The following is a 23,918-nucleotide window of genomic DNA, read 5'->3' as shown; positions in this document are numbered from 1 at the left end:
CCTTCCTACGCCGCTGCCGGCACCCAGTACCGGTGTGGGCGGGGAGCCGGGAGCGACAGCCGGGCCGTGCTCGGGCGCATCCTCAGCGCTGCTGACGCGGGCGAAGCGGCGATCGTGCGCGCCTCGGCGAAGACGACCGTGCGCAGGACGAGGAACCGTCCGATCCCGGCGAGCCCCGACGCCGACAGATACACGACCTGCTCGGTAATAGCCCCTGGCGCCGCCTGCACAGCGAACAGGACGAACATCGCGGCGCTGGTCACCGCGTAGGCGGCCGCCGCCGATCCGGCCGACTGCAGATGCTCGCGCCACCCCGGCAGCGTGCGCCCGCCGAAGGTGATCAGTGCGTGCAGCACCGTGCCGAGGACCGTCGACGCGACCGTGACGACGGCGTTCGCGATCGCCCACGGCATGGCCCCGGCCAGCTGCGCGACCGTCACGCTCGACGCGAGCCCGAGACCGCCGCCGCAGACCACGAACCGCGCGAACGCCGCGATCGGGCCGGGTGCGCCGGCCGCTCGCTGCTCGCCCTGCTCGTTTCGCACGTTGTTCGCCATGTCGAACACTGTACGACTACCGCACACTGTGCGCAATGGGGAACGCTGTGCCGGGGCGGAGTGCGCGCTAGCATCGGCACTTGTGAATCCCGTCGTACGCCTACTGATCTGCGACGATCACGCGGTGGTCCGCGCCGGACTGCGCGCGCTGCTGTCGAGCGCGCCCGATATCGAGGTGATCGGGGAGGCGGCGGACGGCCCGGCGGCGGTCTCGCTCGCGGCGAGCCTGCGCCCGGATGTGGTGCTGATGGATCTGCAGCTGGGAAGTGCGATGGACGGCGTCGAGGCGACCCGGCGGATCACCGCGCAGCCCGCGCCCACCCCGCATGTCCTGGTCCTCACCACCTACGACACCGACGCCGACATCACCCGCGCCATCGAAGCGGGCGCCACCGGCTATCTGCTCAAGGCCGAGCGGCCCGAGGAGTTGTTCGCCGCCATCCACGCCGCCGCGAGCGGGCAGACCGCGCTGTCCGCGCCGGTCGCCGCCAAGGTGATGGCCAAGATGCGCAATCCCGGACCCACCCTCACCGCCCGCGAACGCGACATCCTCGGCCAGCTCGCCCAGGGTCTCGGCAATCGCGAGATCGCCCGCGCGCTGCACATCAGCGAGGCCACGGTGAAGACGCATCTGGGCCGGATCTACGACAAGCTCGGCGTCGACACCCGCGCGGCGGCGGTCGCGGTGGCGACGGAGAAGCGGCTGCTCGCCTGAGCCCGCGACATCGTGCTGTGTCGCCGCTGCGCCCTCGGGCGTGACATCGCGGACGTAACGTCACGGCCATGGCGACCTATGACGACCTGTCGGCCCTGTTCGTCAACTGCACGCTCAAGCGCTCGCCCGAACCGAGCAATACGCAGGGCCTCATCGACGTCAGCGCGCACATCATGGCCGAGAACGGCGTCGCCGTCTCGCACATCCGCGCGGTCGACCACGACATCGCCACCGGCGTCTGGCCCGACATGACCGAGCACGGCTGGGCTACCGACGCCTGGCCCGCACTGCAGGAACAGGTGATGGCCGCCGACATCCTGGTGATCGCGGGACCGATCTGGCTCGGCGACAACAGTTCGGTCACCAAGCGGGTGATCGAACGCCTCTACGGCAACTCGCACCTGCTCAACGCGGCGGGTCAGTACGCCTATTACGGCAAGGTCGGCGGCTGCGTGATCACCGGCAACGAGGACGGGCTCAAGCACTGCGCGATGAACATCCTCTACAGCCTCCAGCACCTGGGCTACACCATTCCGCCGCAGGCCGACGCGGGCTGGATCGGCGAGGCGGGGCCGGGCCCGTCCTATCTCGAGCCGGGGTCGGGCGGTCCGGAGAACGACTTCACCAACCGCAACACCACCTTCATGACCTGGAATCTCCTGCATATGGCCAGGATGTTGCGCGATGCGAACGGCATCCCCGCGCACGGCAACCAGCGCTCGGCATGGGACGCGGGCTGCCGATTCGGCTTCGAGAACCCTGACTACCGCTGACCCCTGCGGGCCATCGATGCCCGAATTGCCGGGAACGAAACGTGACCCAGGCCTCTATAGCCGAGTGATCCCGGTCACATTACGGCGGGATAACGACAGTAATGTGATTACGAATTTGTCACGGACGACCTGCGGGGAACACTGTTCCTTTGGGCAATGGCTGCTACAGATGCCCTCGTGATCGGGGCGTGATCTCAGCTCGAATTCCGGCTACATTCGGTCACGGCTTGAACAACAACCCGAGCCGAATCGAATCGCAGAACACCGGAAAGCCTGCCCCGCGATTCGAGGATCCCCGACATTCCTGAGGGGCAGGGACGCGGTAGTTTCCATCACCGAGCCGGTGGGCGCAGGCAGGAAATCTTATGTCTTTCAATCGCAAGTTCACCACTCGTGCCCTTGGTTTCGCCGCTGTCGCCGGCGCGATGATCGCCGTTCCGGCCGGTCTGACCACCGCTACCGCCTCGGCGAACAACTGGGATGCCGTGGCGCAGTGCGAGAGCACGGGCAACTGGAACATCAACACCGGTAACGGCTACTACGGCGGCCTGCAGTTCTCGCAGAGCACCTGGGAAGCCTACGGTGGCGCAGGCACCGCCGACAACGCCAGCCGCGAGGAGCAGATCCGCGTCGCCGAGAACGTGCTGGCCGCGCAGGGTCCCGGCGCCTGGCCGGTGTGCAGCGCCTACCTGTAAAGCGCGCTGTAGTCAGACTTTCCTTGTCGGGAAACGGAATACCCGCTATTCGATGCACACGTCGAATAGCGGGTTTTTTCGTTGTTTTTCAATTTCGGATGAGCAGCACGATTCCCGCCGTGATCAGCGCGAGCGCAATAGCCGCCAAGCCGTAGCTGAGTTTGTAGTTGCGCAGCCCGGGGACGAACCGGTCGAGGGCGAAACCGCCTGCCCCGGTGAGGGCCAGGCTGGTCGCGGCCACCGCCAGGATCACCTCGTATTCGACACCCTTGGGTGCGAAGAAGCTGCCCCATTTCACCGACATCGCGTTGAGCATCGTGCCCAGGATCGCCGCCGCTGCCAGCGGGGTGAACAGTCCGAGAATCAGGCCGACGCCCCCGAGGGTTTCGCTCAGTGCGAGCACTACCGCGAAGGACTCGGCCATCGGATAGCCGCTCGCGGCCACGAACTTCTCGGTGCCGGACAAGCCGGCGCCGTCGAACCAGCCGAACAGTTTCTGGGTGCCGTGCGCGGCCATGGTCGCGCCGACGCCGAGACGCAGGACCAGCAGTCCCGCATCCGTGGGTGTGGTCGTCGTTGTCGTCGTCATGGCGAATCCTTTCCGTTGCTGTTGCGCAGGTAGGCGGGCCGCCGATCCAGTGTAGAGACCGAAAGTCACAGGTCAGGGCCCGGCGAGTTCGCCGACGGCGGATCGGTCAGGCCTGCTGCTCCTCGCCGGGCCGCTGCGCCGAGTCGAGCCGGTGCACGGTCAGCGCGGCGGCCAGCATCCGGGAATCCGTGGGGTCGGCCGGGTCGAGGCCGGTGAGATCGGCGATCCGGCGCAGCCGGTAGGTGAAGGTGTTGGGGTGCACGTGAATACGGCGTGAGGCGGTTTTGCGGTCGGCGCCGTGCCGCAGGTGCGCTTCCAATGCCTCGACCAGGTGCGGACTGCCGAGCAGCGGAATCACCCGTTGTGCCAGGCGTTCGCGCGCCGGGCCTGGCCGGGTGAGCTGGTACTCGAGCAGCAGGTCGTCGAGGCGGTAGCAGCCGCCCGGCCTGCCGCGCAGCCGCGCCAGCTCGGTCAGCTCGGCAGCGTCCTTCGCCGCGGCCGGGATGCCGTCGCGGCTGACACCGGAGAACTCGGCCAGATACACCGGCACCCCGAACTGCGCGGCCAGCCGCGCGGCGAGGTTGTCGAAGCGCTGCGCGTCGAGGGCATCGGTCTCGGAACCGCGGCTCAGCAACGCGATACCGTTCGCGCCGTCGAAGGTGGCCGGGGTGGTGGTTCCGGTGAGTTCGTCCAGCGCGCGCTGCAGCACCCGGATCCGGCGCCGGGTCACCAGGTTGGCCGCGCTGCCGGTGCGCGCCGGCTCGCTGAGGCGGATCGCGAGCACCGTGTACTGGTCGGCGAGAACGGTGTCGGCGCGTGCGGCGAGTTCCTCGGCGGGCAGGCCGCGCACCAGCGCCGAACACAGTTCCCGCCTGGCCTCGCGCTCGGCGTGGTAGATCGACTGCTCGACCTCGGTGTAGGTCTCGACGACGGTCATGTTGATATGGCGCAGCAGGTCGAGCAGCCTGCTGCCGACCAGGACCAGGTCGTCCATCTCCGTCGGCTCGGCCAGCGCCGACGCCTCGGCCAGCACCGATTGCGCCGATCCGTGGATCGCGCCGATCAGCATGGGCAGCGGCAGCCGGTCCTCGGCGTGCCGCTCGGCGACGGGCGCGACGAACGCGGCCACGTCGGCCTGGGTGAACTCCCGCTCGGCGGCGATCGCCTCGAGCACGGCCCGTCCGCACGCGTAGATGGTCGGCAGGACCTCGGCGGTGAAGTGGCCGGGGGGCAGTTCGGCGGGAGCGGTCGCGCCGAGGCCGTCGGCGAGCATGCGCTCGGCGATCTGGGGCCAGCGCGTCAGGAGTCGAGCGGTCAAAGCGGGTGGTGCGGAAACGGGGTGTTCGGCGAGCATGACCCGATTGTGTCCGAGAACAGGGCGCGAGGGGGCAGTCCCATCGAAAACAAACAGAACTTGGTTCTCGCGCCAAGCTCCCGCGCGTTTTCTCGGTGCACCGTGTAGTGACAGCGATGTGGCGCCGGTCATAGATTCGCAGAGCGCGTCCGAGCCACCGCTGGCCGGCGCGGTTCGACGGAAGTGACTTCATGTTTGCAACGACGCATCCCGTGCGCCGCACCCTGTGCGGACTCGCTATCGCCGCGGGCCTGACCGCGGCCTCGGTTCTAGGGAGCGGCCCCGCCGCCGCGGAACCCACGCTGGAACCGACCATCGCCTCGCTGGCCGGCTACCTGGACGCCACGATGACCACGGCCGCCGACGGCCGCCGCCCCACCGCCATCGCCGACACCGGCAGCGCCTCGGGCAGCAGCTCGGGCTCGTCGGGCAGCCGTTCCTCCGACGCGGTCGGTGAAGGCCCCGAGATGTCGGCCTACCTGCCCGCCTTCGCCTACGGATTGCTGCACCCCGACGCCGCGCCGCCCGGCGCCAACCGCTGGGACTGCAAGCCGACCGCGCAGCATCCGCGTCCGGTCGTGCTGCTGCACGGCACCTGGCTCAACGCCTACGACACCTTCTCCTACCTCTCGCCGCGCCTGGCGAAGGCCGGGTACTGCGTGTTCACCCTGAACTTCGGCAAGTCCGCGCTGCTCGAGGGCGGCGGCCTCGGCGCCGTGCTGCCTGGCCGCTACGGCGTCGGCCCGATGGCCGACTCCTCGCGCCAGGTCGCCGCGTTCATCGAGCGCGTGCGCGCGGCCACCGGGTCCGACCAGGTCGACATCGTCGGCCACTCCCAGGGCGGCACCGTCGCCAATCACTACCTGAAGTTCGAGGGCGGCCAGGGCAAGGTCAACAAGCTGGTCAGCCTCGGCGCCACCCACCACGGCACCGCGCTGCTCGGCCTCGCCACCCTCGGCCGCATGATCAACAACGCGGGCATCGACATCCTCGGCTTCTACCGGCCGATCATCGGCGCCTCCAATGTCGAGCAGGCCATCGGCTCGCCGTTCTACACCACCCTCAACGCCACCGGTGACACGGTGCCCGGCGTCGCCTACACCGTGGTCGCTTCCCGCTACGACGAGGTGATGAATCCCATCGATCTCGCCTTCCTGCGGGCAGGGCCGGACGCGACCGTCGAGAACATCGCCCTGCAGGACGGCTGTGAGCAGGACGTTTCCGACCACCTGACCATGATGTATTCGCCGCGCGCCACCTCGATCGCGCTGCGTGCCCTCGATCCGGAAGGCAGTCCCACTGTGGCTTGCACGTTCAACCCCTGGTTCTTCGGTGGCGGCGGCAGTCTATGACCATCGACGCCCTGGCGCTGACGGTCTGGAGCACCACTCCGCTGCTACCGCCCGACGACCCGTTCTACGCCGCACCACCGGACGTCGAGTCGCTCGCGCCGGGGGCGGTGGTGCGGACGCGTCCGGTGGAGCTGGCCCTGTTCGGGCTGGTGCGGCAGCGGATCGCGGCCTGGCAGCTGCTGTACCGCACCTGCGATCTCGACGGCGAGCCCGAGCTGGCGGTCACCACGGTGCTGCTGCCATGGGGCGCCGACCCGTCGCATCCGCGTCCGCTGGTCTCCTTCCAGTGCGCCATCGATGCCGTCGCGCCCCAATGCTTTCCGTCCTACGCTCTGCGGCACGGCGCGAAGACCACCGGGTCCATCGCGCCGCTCGAGCTGCCGATCATCGCGATGGCGTTGCGGCAGGGCTGGGCGGTGTCGGTGCCCGATCACGAAGGTCTGGGCGGCCGGTTCGGCGCGGCGCGCGAGCCCGGGTACCGGGCGCTGGACGGGGTCAGGGCCGCGCTCGGCTTCGCCCCGCTCGGCCTCACCCCGACGACTCAGGTCGCCCTGTGGGGGTATTCGGGCGGCGGGCTGGCGACGGCGTGGGCCGCGGAACTGGCGGCCGAGTACGCGCCCGAGCTGACCATCGTCGGCGCGGCGGCCGGGTCGCCGGTCGGTGACCCGGCCGCCGCGTTCGTCCGCCTCAACGGTGGCTGGTTCGCCGGGTTCCCCGCGGCCTTCGTCGCCGGCCTGCGTCGTGCCTACCCGGAGCTCGATCCGGTCCTGCACGACCACCTCGATGCCCGCTACCGCGGCCTGCTCGGCGAGGCCGAACAGCGCACCACCTTCGCCCTGCTGTGGCGCTTCGCCCGCCGCGACGTCGCCCGGCACCTGCGTGGTGGCATGGCCGGGCTGCTGGCCGAGCCAGCGCTGCGCCGCATCCTCACCGACATCGAACCGGGCACCCGTGCCCCGTCCGCGCCGATGCTGGTGGTGCAGGGCGTGCGCGACGAGGTGATCGCGGTCGCCGACATCGACGCCCACGTCCAGCGTTATCGGGCCGCGGGCGCCGTCGTCGAGTACCTGCGGGTGCGCCGCGGCTCCCATCTGCCGCTGGAGTTCCTCGTGGTTCCGGTTGTGCTCGCCTGGCTCGCCGATCGCTTCGCCGGTCGTCCGGCGATGTCGGGAACCACCACGGTCGCCTCCGTCGCCCGCAGCGCCGCGGCCGTGCGCGCACACCTCGACCTCCTCGGTCTCGTCGCCCTGATGCTCGGCGGCCGGCCGATCCGCGGTGCCGAGAAATAGGTGGAACCATATGTCCCGTTATCGTTCCGGTGCCCCTATTTCCTGGGGCATTGGAAATTCTGACTTATCGAATGGCGCAACATGACTCTCACAGAGTTCTCATATTCCCCTCAGAAACATGCGGTATTTGGGGCATAACCGCAGGTAGTAATAGGTTTGCGGAATCAATTGTTACGACGATCACGAATTCCGGAATTCCGTAACTCGCGGCGTTCGGGTGTCGATACGCCCTCTGTAAGCCAGCTCCGGCTGGGCCTATGCGAGAAACAGAGGAATTATTATGATCCCCGTTATCATCGACACCGGTAGCGCCGCCCTGAACGGCCTCTTCGACACCCTCGGCGCCGCCCTGAACGGCCTGGTCAACACCCTGTGGACCGGCTCCTTCGGCGGCTGAGCAAGCCCCCTGGGTCGATGAAACGACCGGGTCCGCCCTGACGCGTGACCGACGAGAAGGCCCCGCACCTGTCCAGGTGTGGGGCCTTCCCTCGTCTGCGGTTCAGTGCGTGTGCGGCGCGTGCCCGGCCGACACGTGCTTGGGGCCGTGTGCCTCGGCGCAGTGGTTGTCGTCGTCCGCGGTGCCGATTCCGATGACCTGCGGCCTGGCGTGGTCGACCTGCAGGGTGACGTGCCCGATGTGGTGTTCGTGGTCGAGCATGTGCGCGATGTCCTCGCGGACCGCGTGGCAGTCGTGCCCCGGCCGCACGAGCACATGCGCCGACAGGGCGGGGTCGCCGGAGGTGATCTCCCAGATGTGCAGGTCGTGCACCTCGGTCACGCCGTCGCGGGCGGCCATGTCGCGACCGACCTGCGTGGGATCGAGGTAATCGGGCGCGGCCTCCAGGAAGATGCGGCTCGACGCGCGGATCAGCCCGATGCCCGCCTTGATCATCAGCGCGACCACGATCAACGTGGCGACCACGTCGGCCTGCACCCAGCCGGTGAGGATGATGACAAGGCCCGCCGCCGCGGTCGCGATGAAGGCGAACAGGTCGTTGAGGATGTGCTGGTAGGCGCCCTCGATATTGAGGCTGGTCCGGTCGGCGCGACTGATCATCCAGGTCGCCAGGACATTGACCGCGATGCCGATCAGTGCGGTGACCAGCACCAGCGTGCCGTGCACCTCCGGCGGCTCGAACAGTCTGCGGATCGCCTCGTAGCCGAGCCACAGTGCCAGCAGCAGCAGGGTCAGCCCGTTGGCCTGGGCCGACAGGATCTCCACCCGCTTCCAGCCGAACGTCATCCGGCCGGTCGCCGGTCGCGCCGCGAGCCGGATCGCCACCAGCGCCAGCGCGATGGAGGCGGCGTCGGTGGTCATGTGCGCCGCGTCGGAGAGCAGGGCCAGCGAATCGGCCACGATGCCGACGATCACCTCGCCGATCAGGAAGGTGACGATCACCGCCAATGCGCCGGCCAGCCAGCGCTTGTCGCTGTCGGCCGACACCCCGTGGTCGTGCCCATGTCCTGCGCCCATCACGTTCACCTCTCCCTGCGGTTCGATCGGTCGCAATCATATGCACACATCGCTATGTATGCAATTCGTTCTTGGTCTCCAGCCTAAGTCTCCTCGTCCGGCCACTCGTCGTCGACGACCACCCGGGCGTTCTCGTACCGGTCGGCGATCACCCCGCAGGGATAGGTCGGCCAATAGGACACCGCGCCGGTCGCCTTGTCGATGACGTGCACCGAACCGCCGACCGGCAGCGGCCGATCCGGCGGCGCGTGCGCCGGCCGCACCGCGAAAACCACGAAACCGCCGGTGAATTCGACGATATGGCGATCGGTGTCCGGAATCGGGGGCAGGTGGTCGGCCGCGATGCGGGTGGCCTCGGCCCGGTCGACCGGCGTCTGCGCGTCGGTCGGATATGCATGGATGTCCACGGTTTTCGCTCCTCGCCGCGATTGTCGTCGCCCGGGACCGGTTGTGTCGAGTGGTGCGGCGGAAGCCGGAAAAAGGGCGAGCCCGGGGGCCCTGCTCCCCCCTCCTGGAGCAGGCCCTGGCCGGGCTCGCGACAAAAGTGTCGCGTGGCAGACCATCAGGATCCTGAAGAGTCGCTTAACGCCGTTGTCATCGGCGGCGCGCAGCGCGATAACCACATATGACGGACAACTCCTGCGGTGCGCACTGCGCGCGACTGTGTACCACCGACGGGCTGGCCGAAGTGCTGGCCGCCGACCGCGGCCTGCTGCACTGGCGGGCGATGCGCAGTCTCGGTGACCCGGGCCTGGCCGAACACGCCGTGCAGGAGACCCTGCTGCGTGGCTGGCGCTCGTGCCGCGACTTCGACGCACGGAAGGGCAGTGTGCGGACCTGGCTGCTGGCGATCGAGCGCAATGTCGTCGTCGACATCGTGCGGGCGCGCGCCGCCCGGCCCGGTGACGTCGGCTGGGACGACATCACCGAGGTCGCGGGTTGCGGCAAACCGGACTTCGCGGACGGACTCGTCGACGGGTTGCTCGTCGACCAGCTGCTGGCACGCCTGTCCGAACCGCAGCGGGCCGCGGTGGTCGAGGTGATCCTGCGCGATCGCGGATACCGGGAAGTGGCAGCGGATTTCGGCGTTCCGGTCGGCACCGTCAAGACCCGCGTGCACTACGCGCTGCGCTCGCTGCGGCAATTGCCCGAGGTTGCCTGATCGTCCTGTTCCGGTCGTGATCTGGGCGCGTGACCAGCGCTTATTCGCTTTTTCTCCCTGTCACATTTCGGTAACTGTGCTTGCTCTGTGGTTACCCACGTTGCAAGAGTGAACCACTGGGTTTGGTGTTACCAATGGGAAGGGAGGGGTGCTCCGTTCCGGAGCACCGACCGAACATGCAACCAAACATCATCAAGGCCGGTCTCTGCTCCACCGTCTCCGCCGCGGTCGTGATCTCGCTGACCGGGCTCGCGCCCGGCCCGGCCACCGCGGCGCCCGAGCCTGCCACCGGCGACCAGCTCGTAGGTAAGACGATCTTCCTCGACCCCGGTCACCAGGGGTCCGCGCACGCGGAGAATCTGAGTCGCCAGGTCGACAACGGCCGCGGCGGCACCAAGGACTGCCAGACCACCGGCATGACGTCGCTCAACGGCGTCCCCGAGCACACCATCAACTGGAATGTCGCCGAGCTGGTGAAGGTGTCGCTGCAGGCCCTGGGCGCCGACGTGGTGCTCAGCCGCGCCGACGACGAAGGCTGGGGCGGGTGCGTCGACGATCGCGCGCGCGCCGCCAACCAGTCCGGCGCCGTGGTCGCGGTGAGCATCCACGCCGACAGTGCGCCCGCCGACCACCGCGGTTTCCACCTGATCGTGCCGCAGCTGCCCATCCCGGACTCGGCCGCCGACCTGGCGCAGTCCGGCCCCGGCCGCGCCGCGTCGACCGTGGTCCGCGACGCCTACCTCGCCGCCGGCTTCCCGGCCGCCACCTACGCGGGCGTCAGCAACGGCATGCAGACCCGCGCGGACGTGGCAGGCCCGGCCTTGACGCAGGTGCCGCTGGTGTTCGTGGAGATGGGCAACGGCGCCAATCCCGAGGACGCCGCGCTGCTCGAATCGCGCGAAGGACAGCTGAAGCACGCCGTCGCCATCACGACCGGGGTGGTCGGCTTCCTGCTGGGCAAGGCGATCGGCGCGGCCGTGCCCGCCTACGCGCCGGATTCGAAAGCCACTCCCGGCCGGGCCCCCGCGGCGACTCCCACACAGGAGCCGGGGGTGGCGTCACGACCGACCACCGGACCCGGCGCGGCCGCCACCCCGGCTCCCAAGTCCAGCGGCACTCCTACCCCCTCCGGTGCACCCGCCGACGCGCCCGCTCCGGCGCAGAGTTCCGACGCAACGCCGACATCGCCCGCTCCGGCTGACGCCACCGCACCTGGCTCGACTGCGCCAACTGACGGCAACGGCAACGCGCCTGCTCCGGCTGGCGGGAACGCGCCTGATCAGGCTGCCGGGCCTGCTCCGGCCGACATGTCTCCTCTGGCTGGCGCGCCTGCCCGAGCCAACTTGCCTGCTCCTGCCCATGGACCTGCCTCAGCCGGCAAGACTGCTCCAGCCGATCCGGCTGACTCGTCCGATCCGGCTGACTCGTCCTCTCAGGCTGACTCGCCGGTTCCCGCAAGCCCGCCTGCATCGGCAGACGCGCCGGCTCCGGCCAACTCCCCGGCCCCGGCTGACACGCCCGGCTCGGACAACGTGCCCGCTCCAGCTGGCGTGCCCGCCCCTGCCCCGGCCAATGCGCCAGCGAACGCGCCGGTTCCGGCTGACGCGCCCGCCCCGGCCAACGCCCCGGCCCCGGCCAACACGCCGTCTCCGGCTGGCGCCGACGAGCCTGCCCCCGCCGACGCTGCTCCTGCCCCAGGCAAAGCGTCGGCCCCGGCCAACTCCCCGGCCCCGGCTGACACGCCCGGCTCGGACAACGTGCCCGCTCCAGCTGGCGGGCCCGCCCCTGCCCCGGCCAATGCGCCAGCGAACGCGCCGGTTCCGGCTGACGCGCCCGCCCCGGCCAACGCCCCGGCCAACACGCCGTCTCCGGCTGACGCCAACGACCCTGCCCCCGCCGACACCCCAGCTCCGGCGCCGGCCCCCGCCGACCCGCAGTCTCCCCCCACGACCCCGAACCAGACCCCACCCAACGGCAACCAGCAGCCCGCGGCCGAGCCCACCCCGACCACCACACCGTCACCCGTGCAAGCAGAAATCATCCCGGCCCACGCCCCAATCGGCGCCCCGGTGCCCGTACAGCACCCGATCGGCTCCGATCGCCTGCCGAGCGGTTCCAGTGGCCGTCTGACAGCCCCCGGCGGCGGTCCGGCTCGGGCCGACCAAATTCCCGCCCAGCAGCAGGCCCCGAAGCCGCCTGCCGGGTCGGCCGGTCAGATGAAGGTTCCCGGTGGCACCGAAGTGCGCACCGCCGCGCCGGGCGCTCCCGCGGCGCCGTCGACAACCACTCCGCGCAAACGCAACCCCACCCCGACGCCTCAGGCGGCTCCGAAGCCCCAGACTGCCCCGAACGAGTCCGATTCCGAACTCGACCTCAGCGACCTCGGCGGCCCGATCCTCACCGTCATGAATCTGCTGATGCCCCTGGCCCAGTCCCTCGGCATGGACAACACCGCCATGACCAGCCAGCTGATCAACCTGGCCTACACCCTCGTCGGCCTGGTCTTCGGCCCGAGCGAGTAACCGAGCGCATCCGAAGCCGCCGACTCCGCCCAGGAGCCGGCGGCTTCGACCGTTCCGGCACAATCGACACGGTGATTCCTGTGGTGATCGTTGCGGGTTTTCTCGGGTCGGGGAAGACGACCCTGCTCAACTCGCTGCTGCGCAACAACCGGGGCACCCGGATCGGCGTGGTGGTCAACGACTTCGGCGCGGTGAACATCGACGCGATGCTGGTGGCCGGGCAGGTCGACGCGATGGTGTCGGTGGGCAACGGCTGCGTGTGCTGCGCGGTCGACGTGTCCGAGCTCGACGACCTGTTCGCACGCCTGGCCCAGCCACGCAGCGCCGTCGACGTGATCGTGGTGGAGGCCAGTGGGCTGGCCGAGCCACGGAATCTGATCCGGATGGTGGTGGCCAACCCGAATCCGCGGATCGGGTACGGCGGATTGGTCGAGGTCGTCGACGCCGAGCTGTTCGGCGAGACCAGCGCCGAGCATCCCGAGCTGGTGACACATCTGCGCCTGGCGGATCTGGTGCTGGTGAACAAGGCCGACCGGGTATCGGCCGACGCGCTGGCCGCACTGCGCGAGCAGATCGCCGGCTGGGTGGGCCAGGTCCCGGTCTACGCGACGACTCACGGCCGCGTCGACCCCGGACTGCTGTTCGACGATCGCGAGCTCGAGACACCGAAGGTGGCCCAGCAGCTGAGTTTCGACTCCCTGTTCGACGACCACGATCACGACGACCCCGGCCACCGGCACCTGCATGACGACTACGTGTCGGTGTCGTTCACCAGCAAGCGCGCGCTGAACCCCCGAGCATTGATCGCCTTCCTGGAGGACCCGCCGCCGGGCCTGTTCCGCGCCAAAGGCTGCGTGGCCTTCGCGGTGGCGGGGGAGCGGCGCAAGTTCGAGATGCACCTGGTCGGCAGACATGTCGTCTTCACACCGGGCGCGTGGACGCGCGGCGAGGAACGGGTGTCGAATCTGGTGCTGATCGGCTCCGGCCTCGACGCCGACGCGGCGCTGGATCGCTTGCACGCCACCGTCTTCGACGGCGACGAACCGATGGACGAGCAGGCGATGCTCGGCGTGTGGCGCTACACCCCGCAGTGACGCTCAGCCGCAGGCGTTGACCCATTCGGACAGGCCGTCGGCGAACAGCTGCCGTTTCCAGATCGGCACCTCGTGCTTGATCCGGTCGACGAGTTCGGCGCAGACGGTGAACGCCTCGGCCCGATGCGGCGCGGCGACCGCGACCACGATCGCCAGATCGCCGATGGTGAGCGAACCGATGCGATGGGTCGCGGCGACCGGAAGCCCGTGCGCGGCGGCGACTTCGGCGCAGACGGCAGTCAGGAACCGCTCGGCCTGCGGGTGGGCGGAGTACTCCAGCGAGGTCACGGCCTGGCCGCTGTCGTGATTGCGTACCTTGCCGGTGAAGACGACGACAGCGCCGAATTCCGGTCCGTCGACGGCACTTTCGACGGCGATGGGATCGAGCGCCTGATCGCTGATCGCGGTCAGGCGCACCGCGCCGTGGTCATTCATGGTCGCCGCCTCCGGCTACTTGCGCGAGCAGATGGTCCAACAGTGGTTTGAGGACCGCGATCCCGTCCTTCACCCCGCCCGGCGATCCGGGCAGATTGACCACGACGGTGTGGCCCGCCAGTCCCGCGACACCCCGGCTGAGCGCGGCGAGCGGGAACTTCGCGGTGCCACGCTGCCGGATGGCGTCGGCGACACCGGGCAGTTCGCGGTCGAGGACGGCGCGGGTGGCCTCGGGGGTGGCATCGGTGGGTGAGGCGCCGGTGCCGCCGGTGGTGACCACCAGCGCGGGTCCACCGAGCAGCGCGTCGGTCAGGCCGGTCGCGATGTCGGCATCGGCGTACACGAGCGGGCCGCGCACCGAGAAGCCCTGTGCTGTCAGCCATTCGGCGAGCACCGGTCCGGTGGTGTCGACGCGGGTGCCCGCCGCGGCGCCGGTGGACGCGACCACGACCACCGCGGAACGCGCATCACTCACGGAGACAGCGTGTTCGGTCGGACCCACCTCGCTGCCGCCGACGAGTCCCGCGTCCGGCGCGGATCCACTGTCGACCTGAGCCAACCGGCTCAGCGCCTCGCCGGAAGGTGTCACCTCCGCGGACTGCGCCTCCGGCCGCACCCAATGCCCGTGCTTCCCGCCTTCTTTGGTGAGCAGCCGCACCCCGTTCATCACCGCGGCGGGATCAACGGCCTTGACCATGTCGTGCAGCGTGAGTCCCGCGACGGCGACAGCGGTCAGCGCCTCCATCTCGACCCCGGTCGGCCCGGTGGTCTTCGCGGTCGCCTCCACCGTGATGGTCGTCTCGGTGAACCCGAACTCCACCTTCACCGACGACAGCGCCAGCTGATGACACAGCGGGATCAGCTCGGAAGTCTTCTTGGCACCGGCGATTCCGGCCAGCCGCGCCGTCGACAGCACGTCCGCCTTGGGCATGCCCTCGGCCCGGACGAGCGCGACGACCTCGGCGGTGGTCTGCAATTCGCCTGCGGCAACGGCGATCCGGGCGGTGTCGGCCTTGGCGCTGACATCGACCATGCGTGCTCGACCCTCGCGGTCGACGTGGGACAACTCGCTCATAGTTTCAAGATTCGCACAGTGGCACCCGCGGCCAGCGAGGTGACCTCGGCGGGCACATCCACCAGCACATCGGCCCAGGCCATGCCGGCGATGAGATGGGAGCCGGGGCCCGAGACGACCTCGACGCCGTCGCCGGTCACCAGGCCACGCAGATACTGACGGCGTCCCGCGGGGGAGCGGACCGGGGTCAGCAAGGTCACCTCGGCGGTGTCGGGTGCGGGCAGACCACCCAGTGCGCGCACCACATCGCGGGCGAACACCGAGTAGGACACCGTCGTGCTCACCGGATTCCCGGGGAAACTCAGCACGGGCACACCGTCGACGACCGTGTATCCCTGCGGTCCACCGGGCTGCACCGCGACCGAACCGAAGGTGCCGCCGAGCGGTTCCAGCACATCCTTGACGACCTCGAAATCGCCCTTGGACACCCCGCCGGAGGTGAAGACGAGATCGGCGGCGGCGACCGCGGCGCGCAGCACGGCGGTGAACTCCGCCGGATCGTCGGTGCTGTGCGCGACCTCGACGACTTCGACACCATCGGCCCGCAAGGCGGCGGCCAGCGCGATCCCGTTCGAGTTGTAGATCTGGCCCGGCGCCAGTGCGGCCCCGGCGGGCTGGAGTTCGTCGCCGGTGGTGATACAGACAGCCCGTAATCGGCTCAGCACCGGCACACCCGGCAGGCCGACGGCCGCCAGCGCGGCGATGTGCCGGGGCGCGAGCACGGTGCCCGCCTTGGCGACCAGCTCACCGGCGCGCACATCGGTGCCTGCCTCTCGCACGAACTCGCCGCGCCCACGACCACGCTCGACCACGATCCGGCCCTCGCCCGCCTGCACGTCCTCGACCGGGACGACACAGTCGGCGCCGGGCGGGATCGGCGCACCCGTCATCACCTTGAGCACCGAACCGGCGGGCAATGCCGCCGTTCCCGGCTTGCCCGCCGCGACGACACCGGCGACCGGCAAGGTCACCGGGGTGACGGCGACATCGGCGGCGCGCACCGCGTATCCGTCCATCGCCGAGTTCCGGAACACCGGGAGGTCGATGGGTGAGGCCACATCGGCCGAGAGCACGCGGCCGAGCGCATCGGGCACCGGCACCTGTTCATCGGCGCGGTCGGCGAGGTGGGCCAGCAGCGCGGCGACGGTGTCGCGGTACTCGTCGACGCTGCGCGCCGACGCGGTGGCGGGCCGGGGAGTCATGCTGCCAGCCTAATCGCCGTCCGACCGGCGAGTTCGTCCCGCGTCGCTCACAGCGTCCGACCGGGGGTGGTGAGCTGTCGACTTCGTGACAGATCGGCGCTCCGCACGGTTCGCGCCGGGCTCGACGAGTCATACTGTAGGAATGACGCTGGTCGAAATGGGGATACCCGCTGTGCGATCGGAGCGGCCTTCCCTCGACGGCCGGCCCGATACGCCGCTCCTCGTCGACCGCTTCGGCCGGGTCGCGCGCGATCTGCGGGTCTCCATCACCGAGAAGTGCTCGCTGCGCTGCACCTATTGCATGCCCGAGGAAGGGCTGCCGCCGATCCCGCGCGAGGAGCTGCTCAGCGCCGACGAGATCGTGCGGCTGGTCTCGCTCGCGGTGCGCGAACTCGGCGTGCGCGAGGTCCGCTTCACCGGCGGCGAGCCGCTGATGCGCCGCGAGCTCGAGGAGATCATCGCGGGCTGTCACGCGGCCGTGCCGGGCACGCCGCTGGCGATGACGACCAACGGCGTCGGCCTCGAACACCGCGCGCGCGGCCTCGTGAAGGCGGGCCTGAGCCGGGTCAATGTCTCCCTCGACACCGTCGACCGGGTCGATTTCACCCGGCTGACCCGCCGCGACCGGCTCGAATCGGTGCTCAACGGCATCCGTGTCGCCCGCGATGCCGGCCTGGCTCCGGTGAAGGTGAACGCGGTCCTGATGCGCCAGAACCTGGCCGGTGCGCCGGACCTGCTCGCGTGGTGCCTGGCCGAACAGTGCGAGCTGCGGTTCATCGAGGAGATGCCGCTCGACGCCGACCATGAATGGGCGCGCACCAACATGGTGACCGCGGCCGACCTGCTGGAGGTGCTCGGCGAGCGGTTCGCCCTCACCGAGGCCGGTCGCGCCGATCCCTCGGCCCCGGCCGAGAAATGGCTGGTCGACGGCGGACCGGCGACGGTCGGCATCATCGCCACCGTCACCCGCAAGTTCTGCGACAGCTGCGACCGCACCCGGCTCACCGCCGACGGCATGCTGCGTTCGTGCCTGTTCAGCGACCAGGAGTTCGACGTGCGGACCGCGTTACGCGCCGGCGCCGACGACGACGAGGTCGCCGAGCTGTGGCGCGGCGCGATGTGGCAGAAATGGGCTGGTCACGGCATCGACGCCGCCGGCTTCGTCCCCCCGGAACGCACGATGGGAGCCATCGGTGGTTGAGGTCCGCTACTTCGCCGCGATCGCCGACGCGGTCGGCAAGAACACCGAATCACTCGAACTCCCGCCCGGCGCGACCGTCGCCGATCTGCGCGCCACCCTCGCCGCCACCTACGGCTCCGAGGTCGACTCCCTCGTCGGCGTCTGCGCGTTCCTGATCGGCGACGAACTCACCCGCGACCCGTCGGCCATGCTCCGCGACCGCGTCGACGTCCTGCCCCCCTTCGCGGGCGGCTAGCCACGTGGTCCAGAGCAAAGCCCCCGACGTCGCCACCTACCTGGCCGATCTCCCCGCCGACCGCCGCGCGGCCCTGACCCGTCTGCGCGCGCTCTGCCTGGCCGAGCTCCCCGGCTTCACCGAGGTCATGGCCCACGGCATGCCCGTCTATGAACGCGACGGCGTCGGCGAGATCGCCTTCGCCAGCCAGAAGCAGTACATCTCCTTCTACCTGCTGCGCTCCGACGTCCGCGCCGCCTTCGACGACCGCCTGTCAGCCCACGACATGGGTAAAGGCTGCCTCCGCTTCCGCAACCCGGCCGAGATCGACTTCGACCTGGTGCGAGACCTCTTGCGCGCCACCGCCTCCGGCGACGGCGCCGTCATCTGCTGAGGCGAATCGTGCCGGCTCCACCGAGCCGTTCACGAGCCAGCGCGCGGAAATGTGCTGTCTCACTGCGGAATTGGATCCGTGTCCGCGACACCGATACGCTCGACGTCCCGCCCGATCGGGCGGTGGAATTCAGAAAGCGTGTGCGGTGTCTCTACTGACGATCTTGATCATGGTGCTCATGGGCGTGCTGGCCTACCAGCGCGGCTTCAATCCGTTCGCCTGGATACTGGCGGCGGGCTGCCTCGGCGCGATCGTGCTGTTCTTCCTGCCCTCGGCGAAGGAAGCGGGCCTCGACGCCGAGACCCGGCAGGCGCGGAGTCGTCGCGGGAACCTGGTCGGGCTCGGCCTGACCGGGGTGACGCTCGCCGCGGCCGTGGTGGGTTTCGTGATCGGGTTCGCCGAGGCGATGCCGTCCTAGCGCCACCAGGTGTCGAGGGGGGTCACCGGGACGGTGCGCTTGTGGCGGGTGTTGGTGAAGATCGACTCGACGCGGGCGGCGACCTCGGGCGTGACATCCTTGCCTTCGAGGTAGTCGTCGATTTCGGCGTAGCGCAGGCCGAGGGCTTCCTCGTCGGGCAGGGCGGGGCGGTCGTCCTCGAGGTCGGCGGTGGGGACCTTGGACCAGATGCTCGACGGTGCGCCCAGTTCCTGCAACAGGGCAGCGCCCTGGCGCTTGGTGAGACCGGTGAGCGGGGTCAGGTCGACGCCGCCGTCACCGAACTTGGTGAAGAACCCGGTGACCGCCTCCGCGGCGTGATCGGTGCCGACCACCAGCAGGTTCTCCTGCCCGGCCAGCGCGTACTGGGCGACCATCCGCTCGCGGGCCTTGATATTGCCGCGCACGAAATCGCGTAGCCGCTCGTGATCGAGCGCGCCCGCGACCTCGGCGGCCACCGAGTCGGCGCCGGGCCGGATGTTCACCACGACCGACCGATCGGGGTCGATGAAGTTCAGGGCGGTCTGGGCATCGTGTTCGTCGGCTTGGACGCCGTAGGGCAGGCGCACCGCGAGGAACTTCGCCGCGATGCCCTCGGCGCGCAGCTCCTCGACGGCGAGCTGGCACAGCCTGCCCGCGAGCGCACTGTCCTGGCCGCCGCTGATGCCGAGGGCGAAGCCCGCGGCGGGGGTGGAGTTCAGGTAGTCCTTGAGGAAGTCGACACGACGGCGGACCTCCTGCTTCGGCTCGATCTCCGGCAGCACGCCCAACTCGGCGATGATCTGTTCACGCAGTGTCCCCATGCGGCCTCACTCTACTTGTGTGGCAGCCGAAACGACCCGGCGAACGAGCCATTCCCAGTTGTCGCCGATCTGAGCACGGGTGTAGCCCAGGATGGCGATCTGGTGAATGACCAGCGCCGCCGACAGCGTGGACAGCAGCGTGTCGGCGATCAGCGGGAGTTCCCCGCTCACCCCGGCCGCGCGCAACAGCAGCACGACATGCGCCTTGTGCAGGCCGTACGGCCTACCGCCGAAACGCCCCTTCTCCTCGGCGGCCCGGTGCAGATCGCCCTCGACCTCTATATCGAGCAGCCGGGTCCGCCCGAACGCGATCAGCCGCTCGACCGGACCCGCATCGGGACCGAGCGGGGCGGGCCCGAACATGAACGCCGCCTGGAACTTCTGTTCGGAGTGGTCGAGCAGGGCCAGCATCAGCCCGGTGCGATTGCCGAACCGGCGGAAGACGGTGCCCTTGCCGACGCCGGCGCGCTTGGCGACGGCATCCATCGTCAGCCCGGCGACCCCGTGCTCGCGCACCAGCTGCTGGGCCGCGTCGAGCAGTAGCGCGCGGTTGCGGGCGGCGTCGGCGCGCTCGATCGGCTCGGCATTGCCGGGCAGCGGCTGACCGATCGGCAGCAACGGCGGCCCGTCCGACCTGGGTGTGCTGTAGCTCACGCCGCTCACACGTCCTCCGCGGGAAGTAATCGGACTGGGGTCCGGTTATTGTCGGATGAAACTTCGATCATCCCACTGAGTACACCAGGAGTCGTCATGGCCGGGACCCGCATCCTCACTCTCGTCGGAAGCCTGCGCGCGGGCTCGATCAACCGCCAGCTCGCCGAGGCTGCCGTGCAGACCGCGCCCGACGGCGTCGAGATCGCGATCTACGAGGGTCTCGGCGAGATCCCGTTCTACAACGAGGACCTGGATGTCCCCGGCTCGGTCCCCGCGCAGGCCCAGGCGCTGCGCGACGCCGTCGCCGCGGTCGACGCCGTCCTGCTGGTCACCCCCGAATACAACGGCACCCTGCCCGCCGTGCTGAAGAACGCCATCGACTGGGCCTCGCGCCCGTACGGCGCCGGCGCGATCAAGGGCAAGCCGGTCGCCGTCGTGAGCGCCTCGATCAGCCCGCGGGCGGCCGAGTGGGCCCACGGTGACGCGGTCAAGGCTGTCGGTGTCGCGGGCGGCGTCGTCGTGGAGACGGCTACAGCGCGCTTCGGCACCATCGGCGAGCGCTTCGGCCAGACCCACCCGGCCCAGGACGCCGAGGCGCTGACTCAGCTCGGCGCCACCGTCCACGAACTGGTTGCCGCTGCTGACGGTGAGCTTGTCACGGCGTAAGCTGTCGGTCGGCTCGAACGGGGCGTCGCATCCATCGCGGATGTGACGCCCCTTCGCTGTCTGCGAAGGTTTGCTGAAGACTCGCCGGGATGCAAAATCGTGATCTGGGCCACTGTTTTCCCAGCGTGTCGATCGCGCGTCCTGGGACTTACCGCGTCGGAATTACATCTGTGCGACTCGCAACACCTTGTGTTGTTCCAATCTGTCGGCCACTAGGTGTAGTGTCTGCAGTACTGGAAGACGGTGTGAAGCCACCACTGATCGGGCCCAAGGGAAGGGGTTACGAGCAGGGCTTTCTTCGCCAGATCCAGGAGTTTGCGCAGCATCACCGTTCGTGCACTGCATACGGATCACAGGCTGTGGATCAGGCATAGGAGAGAGGGACTCTAGATGACCATCACCGTGTACACCAAGCCCGCTTGCGTCCAGTGCAATGCCACCTACAAGGCGCTCGACAAGGCCGGGGTGGACTACGACGTCATCGACATCTCCGAGAACGCCGAGGCGCGCGACTACGTCATGGCGCTCGGCTACCTGCAGGCGCCCGTCGTCGTCGCGGGCGAGGATCACTGGTCGGGCTTCCGTCCCGACCGCATCAAGTCGCTCGCGGTCGCGGCCGCCTAGGACTTCGCCGGAAGGAGGCGCCCATGCCCGAGCGGATCACTCCGGGCGGGCTGGTCTACTTCTCCAGCGCTTCGGAGAACACTCATCGTTTCGTCGAGAAGCTGGGCCTCCCGGCTACTCGGCTACCACTGCACACCGCTGATTCGCTGCGCGTCGACGAACCCTACGTGCTGATCACTCCTACTTACGGGGGTGGTCGGCACGTCATGGGTGGGCAACGGTCCGACAAGGACCTCGTACCGCGGCAGGTCGCCAAGTTCCTCAACGACCCGCACAACCGCGCCCTGCTGCGCGGGGTGATCGCGGCCGGCAACACGAACTTCGGCGATACCTATTGCGCCGCTGGCGACATCATCTCGCGCAAGTGCGGGGTGCCGTACCTGTATCGCTTCGAACTCATGGGAACCGCTGAGGACGTCGTGCGCGTCCGAGAGGGATTGGGATTGTTTTGGCAACAGCAACCACAGCACCGACCGGCAAGACTGCCCGCCTAGAGCAGGCCGCGGTGCGCGCCGACGCGGGCGAGGTACTCGACTACCACGCTCTCAACGCGATGCTGAACCTGTACGGCCCCGACGGTGAGATCCAGTTCGACAAGGACCGCGAGGCCGCGCACCAGTACTTCTTGCAGCACGTCAACCAGAACACGGTCTTCTTCCACAACCTGGACGAGAAGCTGGACTACCTGGTCAAGGAGAACTACTACGAGACCGAGGTTCTCGACCAGTACAGCCGCGCGTACATCAAGGCCCTGTTCCAGCAGGCCTACGCCAAGAAGTTCCGGTTCCCCACCTTCCTCGGCGCGTTCAAGTACTACACCTCGTACACGCTCAAGACCTTCGACGGCAAGCGCTACCTGGAGCGTTTCGAGGACCGCGTCGTCATGGTCGCGCTGACGCTGGCCGCGGGCGACGAGGTGCTGGCGAGCAAGCTGGTCGACGAGATCATCGACGGTCGTTTCCAGCCCGCCACCCCAACCTTCCTCAACTCCGGCAAGAAGCAGCGCGGCGAGCCCGTGTCCTGCTTCCTGCTGCGCATCGAGGACAACATGGAGTCCATCGGGCGCTCCATCAACTCCGCGCTGCAGTTGTCCAAGCGCGGCGGCGGTGTCGCCCTGCTGCTGAGCAACATTCGTGAGCACGGCGCGCCGATCAAGAAGATCGAGAACCAGAGCTCCGGTGTCATCCCGATCATGAAGCTGCTGGAGGACTCGTTCTCCTACGCCAACCAGCTGGGCGCGCGTCAGGGCGCCGGCGCGGTGTACCTGCACGCGCACCACCCCGACATCTACCGCTTCCTCGACACCAAGCGCGAGAACGCGGACGAGAAGATCCGCATCAAGACGCTCTCGCTGGGCGTGGTGATCCCCGATATCACCTTCGAGCTGGCGAAGAAGAACGAGGACATGTACCTGTTCTCGCCGTACGACGTCGAGCGCATCTACGGCAAGCCGTTCGCTGATGTCGACGTCACCGAGAAGTACTACGAGATGGTCGACGACAAGCGCATCCGCAAGTCGAAGATCAAGGCGCGCGAGTTCTTCCAGACCATCGCCGAGCTGCAGTTCGAATCGGGCTACCCGTACATCATGTTCGAGGACACGGTGAACCGGGCCAACCCGGTCAAGGGCAAGATCACCCACTCGAACCTGTGCTCGGAGATCCTGCAGGTCTCGACCCCCTCGGAGTTCAACGACGACCTGTCCTACTCGAAGGTCGGCAAGGACATCTCCTGCAACCTCGGCTCGCTCAATATCGCCAAGGCGATGGACTCGCCCGACTTCGGCCAGACCATCGAGACCTCGATCCGCGCGCTGACCGCCGTCTCGGACCAGACCCACATCTACTCGGTGCCCTCGATCGAGCAGGGCAACAACGAGTCCCACGCCATCGGCCTCGGTCAGATGAACCTGCACGGCTACCTGGCGCGGGAGCGGGTCCACTACGGCTCCGAAGAAGGTGTCGACTTCACCAACATCTACTTCTACACCGTTGTCTACCACGCGATCCGGGCCTCGAACCTGATCGCCAAGGAGCGCGGCACCGCCTTCGGTGGATTCGCCGACTCCAAGTACGCCAGCGGCGAGTACTTCGACAAGTACACCGATCAGGCGTGGGAGCCCAAGACCGACAAGGTCGCCCAGCTCTTCGCCGACGCGGGCGTACACATCCCCACCCAGGAAGACTGGCGTGAGCTGAAGGCCTCGGTGCAGGAGTTCGGCATCTACAACCAGAACCTGCAGGCCGTCCCGCCGACCGGTTCGATCTCCTACATCAACCACTCCACCAGCTCGATCCACCCGGTGGCGTCGAAGATCGAGATCCGCAAGGAAGGCAAGATCGGCCGCGTCTACTACCCGGCCCCGTACCTCGACAACGACAACCTCGAGTACTACGACGACGCCTACGAAATCGGCTACGAGAAGATCATCGACACCTACGCCGCCGCCACCCAGCACGTAGACCAGGGCCTGTCCCTGACCCTGTTCTTCAAGGACACCGCCACCACCCGCGATATCAACAAGGCCCAGATCTACGCCTGGCGCAAGGGCATCAAGACGCTCTACTACATCCGGCTGCGTCAAATGGCGTTGCAGGGGACTGAAATTGAGAATTGCGTCAGCTGTATGTTGTGATTC

General features: G+C 68.7%; 25 protein-coding genes and 1 pseudogene. 16 read left to right on the top strand and 10 right to left on the bottom strand.

What is annotated here, in order from left to right:
• Positions 1 to 5: 5 nt before the first annotated feature.
• Positions 6 to 557, bottom strand: coding sequence for a hypothetical protein (locus tag ACWF82_RS01130; protein WP_452496716.1), 552 nt, complete (start codon positions 555 to 557; stop codon positions 6 to 8).
• Positions 558 to 639: 82 nt separating this feature from the next.
• Here ACWF82_RS01130 and ACWF82_RS01125 point away from each other — a divergent pair, with 82 nt between their 5' ends.
• The 3 genes and pseudogenes from ACWF82_RS01125 to ACWF82_RS01115 form a co-directional block, all read left to right on the top strand.
• Positions 640 to 1,272 (top strand): response regulator, encoded by a 633-nt coding sequence (locus tag ACWF82_RS01125; protein WP_452496714.1) that lies wholly within the window; start codon positions 640 to 642, stop codon positions 1,270 to 1,272.
• Between the two features lie 68 nt (positions 1,273 to 1,340).
• The gene (locus tag ACWF82_RS01120) at positions 1,341 to 2,045 is read left to right on the top strand and encodes a flavodoxin family protein (RefSeq protein ID WP_452496712.1); all 705 of its coding nucleotides are present in this window, start codon (positions 1,341 to 1,343) and stop codon (positions 2,043 to 2,045) included.
• A 365-nt stretch (positions 2,046 to 2,410) separates the two neighbouring features.
• Positions 2,411 to 2,737 (top strand): annotated as a pseudogene (locus ACWF82_RS01115) (transglycosylase family protein); the annotation flags it as partial.
• Positions 2,738 to 2,828: 91 nt separating this feature from the next.
• Here ACWF82_RS01115 and ACWF82_RS01110 read toward each other — a convergent pair.
• Positions 2,829 to 3,329, bottom strand: coding sequence for a DoxX family protein (locus ACWF82_RS01110; RefSeq protein WP_189027109.1), 501 nt, complete (start codon positions 3,327 to 3,329; stop codon positions 2,829 to 2,831).
• A gap of 106 nt (positions 3,330 to 3,435) precedes the next feature.
• Positions 3,436 to 4,683, bottom strand: coding sequence for a PucR family transcriptional regulator (locus tag ACWF82_RS01105; RefSeq protein WP_452496710.1), 1,248 nt, complete (start codon positions 4,681 to 4,683; stop codon positions 3,436 to 3,438).
• 191 nt (positions 4,684 to 4,874) lie between these two features.
• Here ACWF82_RS01105 and ACWF82_RS01100 point away from each other — a divergent pair, with 191 nt between their 5' ends.
• A complete protein-coding gene (locus ACWF82_RS01100) occupies positions 4,875 to 6,035 on the top strand; it encodes an esterase/lipase family protein (RefSeq protein ID WP_452496708.1) in 1,161 nt (386 codons plus the stop codon).
• Entirely contained in the window at positions 6,032 to 7,324 is a 1,293-nt protein-coding gene (locus tag ACWF82_RS01095) for a lipase family protein (RefSeq protein WP_452496706.1), read from the top strand. The genes ACWF82_RS01100 and ACWF82_RS01095 overlap by 4 nt, the downstream gene beginning before the upstream one ends.
• Positions 7,325 to 7,823: 499 nt before the next feature.
• On the opposite strand, the gene ACWF82_RS01090 is transcribed toward ACWF82_RS01095, so the two are convergent.
• The gene (locus tag ACWF82_RS01090) at positions 7,824 to 8,798 is read right to left on the bottom strand and encodes a cation diffusion facilitator family transporter (RefSeq protein WP_452496704.1); all 975 of its coding nucleotides are present in this window, start codon (positions 8,796 to 8,798) and stop codon (positions 7,824 to 7,826) included.
• 83 nt (positions 8,799 to 8,881) lie between these two features.
• Positions 8,882 to 9,205, bottom strand: a complete 324-nt coding sequence (locus tag ACWF82_RS01085; protein WP_452496702.1) for a hypothetical protein — start codon at positions 9,203 to 9,205, stop codon at positions 8,882 to 8,884.
• Positions 9,206 to 9,423: 218 nt separating this feature from the next.
• Here ACWF82_RS01085 and ACWF82_RS01080 point away from each other — a divergent pair, with 218 nt between their 5' ends.
• The 3 genes from ACWF82_RS01080 (at position 9,424) to ACWF82_RS01070 (ending at position 13,576) form a co-directional block, all read left to right on the top strand.
• Entirely contained in the window at positions 9,424 to 9,960 is a 537-nt protein-coding gene (locus ACWF82_RS01080; RefSeq protein WP_452496701.1) for a sigma-70 family RNA polymerase sigma factor, read from the top strand.
• A gap of 176 nt (positions 9,961 to 10,136) precedes the next feature.
• On the top strand, positions 10,137 to 12,482 hold the full coding sequence (locus ACWF82_RS01075; protein ID WP_452496699.1) for an N-acetylmuramoyl-L-alanine amidase: 2,346 nt from the start codon (positions 10,137 to 10,139) through the stop codon (positions 12,480 to 12,482).
• 80 nt (positions 12,483 to 12,562) lie between these two features.
• Positions 12,563 to 13,576: a CobW family GTP-binding protein gene (locus tag ACWF82_RS01070; protein WP_452496697.1), complete on the top strand. Its 1,014-nt coding sequence runs from the start codon at positions 12,563 to 12,565 to the stop codon at positions 13,574 to 13,576.
• Positions 13,577 to 13,579: 3 nt separating this feature from the next.
• Here the strand turns inward: ACWF82_RS01070 and ACWF82_RS01065 are convergent, their stop codons facing one another.
• The 3 genes from ACWF82_RS01065 to ACWF82_RS01055 are packed head-to-tail and all read right to left on the bottom strand — an operon-like array spanning position 13,580 to position 16,288.
• Positions 13,580 to 14,011 carry a molybdenum cofactor biosynthesis protein MoaE gene (locus tag ACWF82_RS01065; protein WP_452496695.1) on the bottom strand — a complete coding sequence of 144 codons (432 nt, stop codon included), beginning with the start codon at positions 14,009 to 14,011 and terminating at the stop codon, positions 13,580 to 13,582.
• Entirely contained in the window at positions 14,004 to 15,086 is a 1,083-nt protein-coding gene (moaCB, locus tag ACWF82_RS01060; protein ID WP_452496693.1) for a bifunctional molybdenum cofactor biosynthesis protein MoaC/MoaB, read from the bottom strand. Before moaCB ends, ACWF82_RS01065 begins: the two co-directional genes overlap by 8 nt.
• A complete protein-coding gene (locus ACWF82_RS01055) occupies positions 15,083 to 16,288 on the bottom strand; it encodes a molybdopterin molybdotransferase MoeA (protein ID WP_452496691.1) in 1,206 nt (401 codons plus the stop codon). The genes moaCB and ACWF82_RS01055 overlap by 4 nt, the downstream gene beginning before the upstream one ends.
• Before the next feature lie 142 nt (positions 16,289 to 16,430).
• On the opposite strand from ACWF82_RS01055, the gene moaA reads away from it, so the two are divergent.
• The 4 genes from moaA (at position 16,431) to ACWF82_RS01035 (ending at position 18,515) form a co-directional block, all read left to right on the top strand.
• A complete protein-coding gene (moaA, locus tag ACWF82_RS01050) occupies positions 16,431 to 17,489 on the top strand; it encodes a GTP 3',8-cyclase MoaA (protein ID WP_452496689.1) in 1,059 nt (352 codons plus the stop codon).
• Positions 17,482 to 17,724, top strand: coding sequence for a MoaD/ThiS family protein (locus ACWF82_RS01045; protein WP_189027138.1), 243 nt, complete (start codon positions 17,482 to 17,484; stop codon positions 17,722 to 17,724). Before moaA ends, ACWF82_RS01045 begins: the two co-directional genes overlap by 8 nt.
• 4 nt (positions 17,725 to 17,728) lie before the next feature.
• Positions 17,729 to 18,097, top strand: coding sequence for an iron chaperone (locus ACWF82_RS01040; RefSeq protein ID WP_452496688.1), 369 nt, complete (start codon positions 17,729 to 17,731; stop codon positions 18,095 to 18,097).
• A 145-nt stretch (positions 18,098 to 18,242) separates the two neighbouring features.
• The gene (locus ACWF82_RS01035; RefSeq protein WP_452496686.1) at positions 18,243 to 18,515 is read left to right on the top strand and encodes a hypothetical protein; all 273 of its coding nucleotides are present in this window, start codon (positions 18,243 to 18,245) and stop codon (positions 18,513 to 18,515) included.
• Here the strand turns inward: ACWF82_RS01035 and nadE are convergent.
• Together nadE and ACWF82_RS01025 are read right to left on the bottom strand one after the other, a co-directional pair.
• Positions 18,512 to 19,336 (bottom strand): ammonia-dependent NAD(+) synthetase, encoded by an 825-nt coding sequence (gene nadE, locus ACWF82_RS01030; protein WP_452496684.1) that lies wholly within the window; start codon positions 19,334 to 19,336, stop codon positions 18,512 to 18,514. The genes ACWF82_RS01035 and nadE overlap by 4 nt on opposite strands.
• Positions 19,337 to 19,342: 6 nt before the next feature.
• Positions 19,343 to 19,990 (bottom strand): TetR/AcrR family transcriptional regulator, encoded by a 648-nt coding sequence (locus tag ACWF82_RS01025; protein ID WP_452496682.1) that lies wholly within the window; start codon positions 19,988 to 19,990, stop codon positions 19,343 to 19,345.
• A 96-nt stretch (positions 19,991 to 20,086) separates the two neighbouring features.
• Between ACWF82_RS01025 and ACWF82_RS01020 the strand changes: the two genes are divergently transcribed.
• From ACWF82_RS01020 to nrdE, 4 genes are all read left to right on the top strand, one after another.
• On the top strand, positions 20,087 to 20,656 hold the full coding sequence (locus ACWF82_RS01020; protein WP_452496680.1) for an NAD(P)H-dependent oxidoreductase: 570 nt from the start codon (positions 20,087 to 20,089) through the stop codon (positions 20,654 to 20,656).
• Positions 20,657 to 21,046: 390 nt separating this feature from the next.
• The gene (nrdH, locus tag ACWF82_RS01015) at positions 21,047 to 21,280 is read left to right on the top strand and encodes a glutaredoxin-like protein NrdH (RefSeq protein WP_189027149.1); all 234 of its coding nucleotides are present in this window, start codon (positions 21,047 to 21,049) and stop codon (positions 21,278 to 21,280) included.
• 23 nt (positions 21,281 to 21,303) lie between these two features.
• Positions 21,304 to 21,774 (top strand): class Ib ribonucleoside-diphosphate reductase assembly flavoprotein NrdI, encoded by a 471-nt coding sequence (gene nrdI, locus ACWF82_RS01010; protein ID WP_189027151.1) that lies wholly within the window; start codon positions 21,304 to 21,306, stop codon positions 21,772 to 21,774.
• Between the two features lie 11 nt (positions 21,775 to 21,785).
• A complete protein-coding gene (gene nrdE / locus ACWF82_RS01005) occupies positions 21,786 to 23,915 on the top strand; it encodes a class 1b ribonucleoside-diphosphate reductase subunit alpha (protein ID WP_452496989.1) in 2,130 nt (709 codons plus the stop codon).
• Positions 23,916 to 23,918: the final 3 nt, after the last annotated feature.

Source organism: Nocardia sp. NPDC055053 (assembly GCF_053608285.1).
The sequence above is the reverse complement of the archived record's forward strand: the minus strand, read 5'-3'. Positions and strand labels throughout refer to the sequence as shown.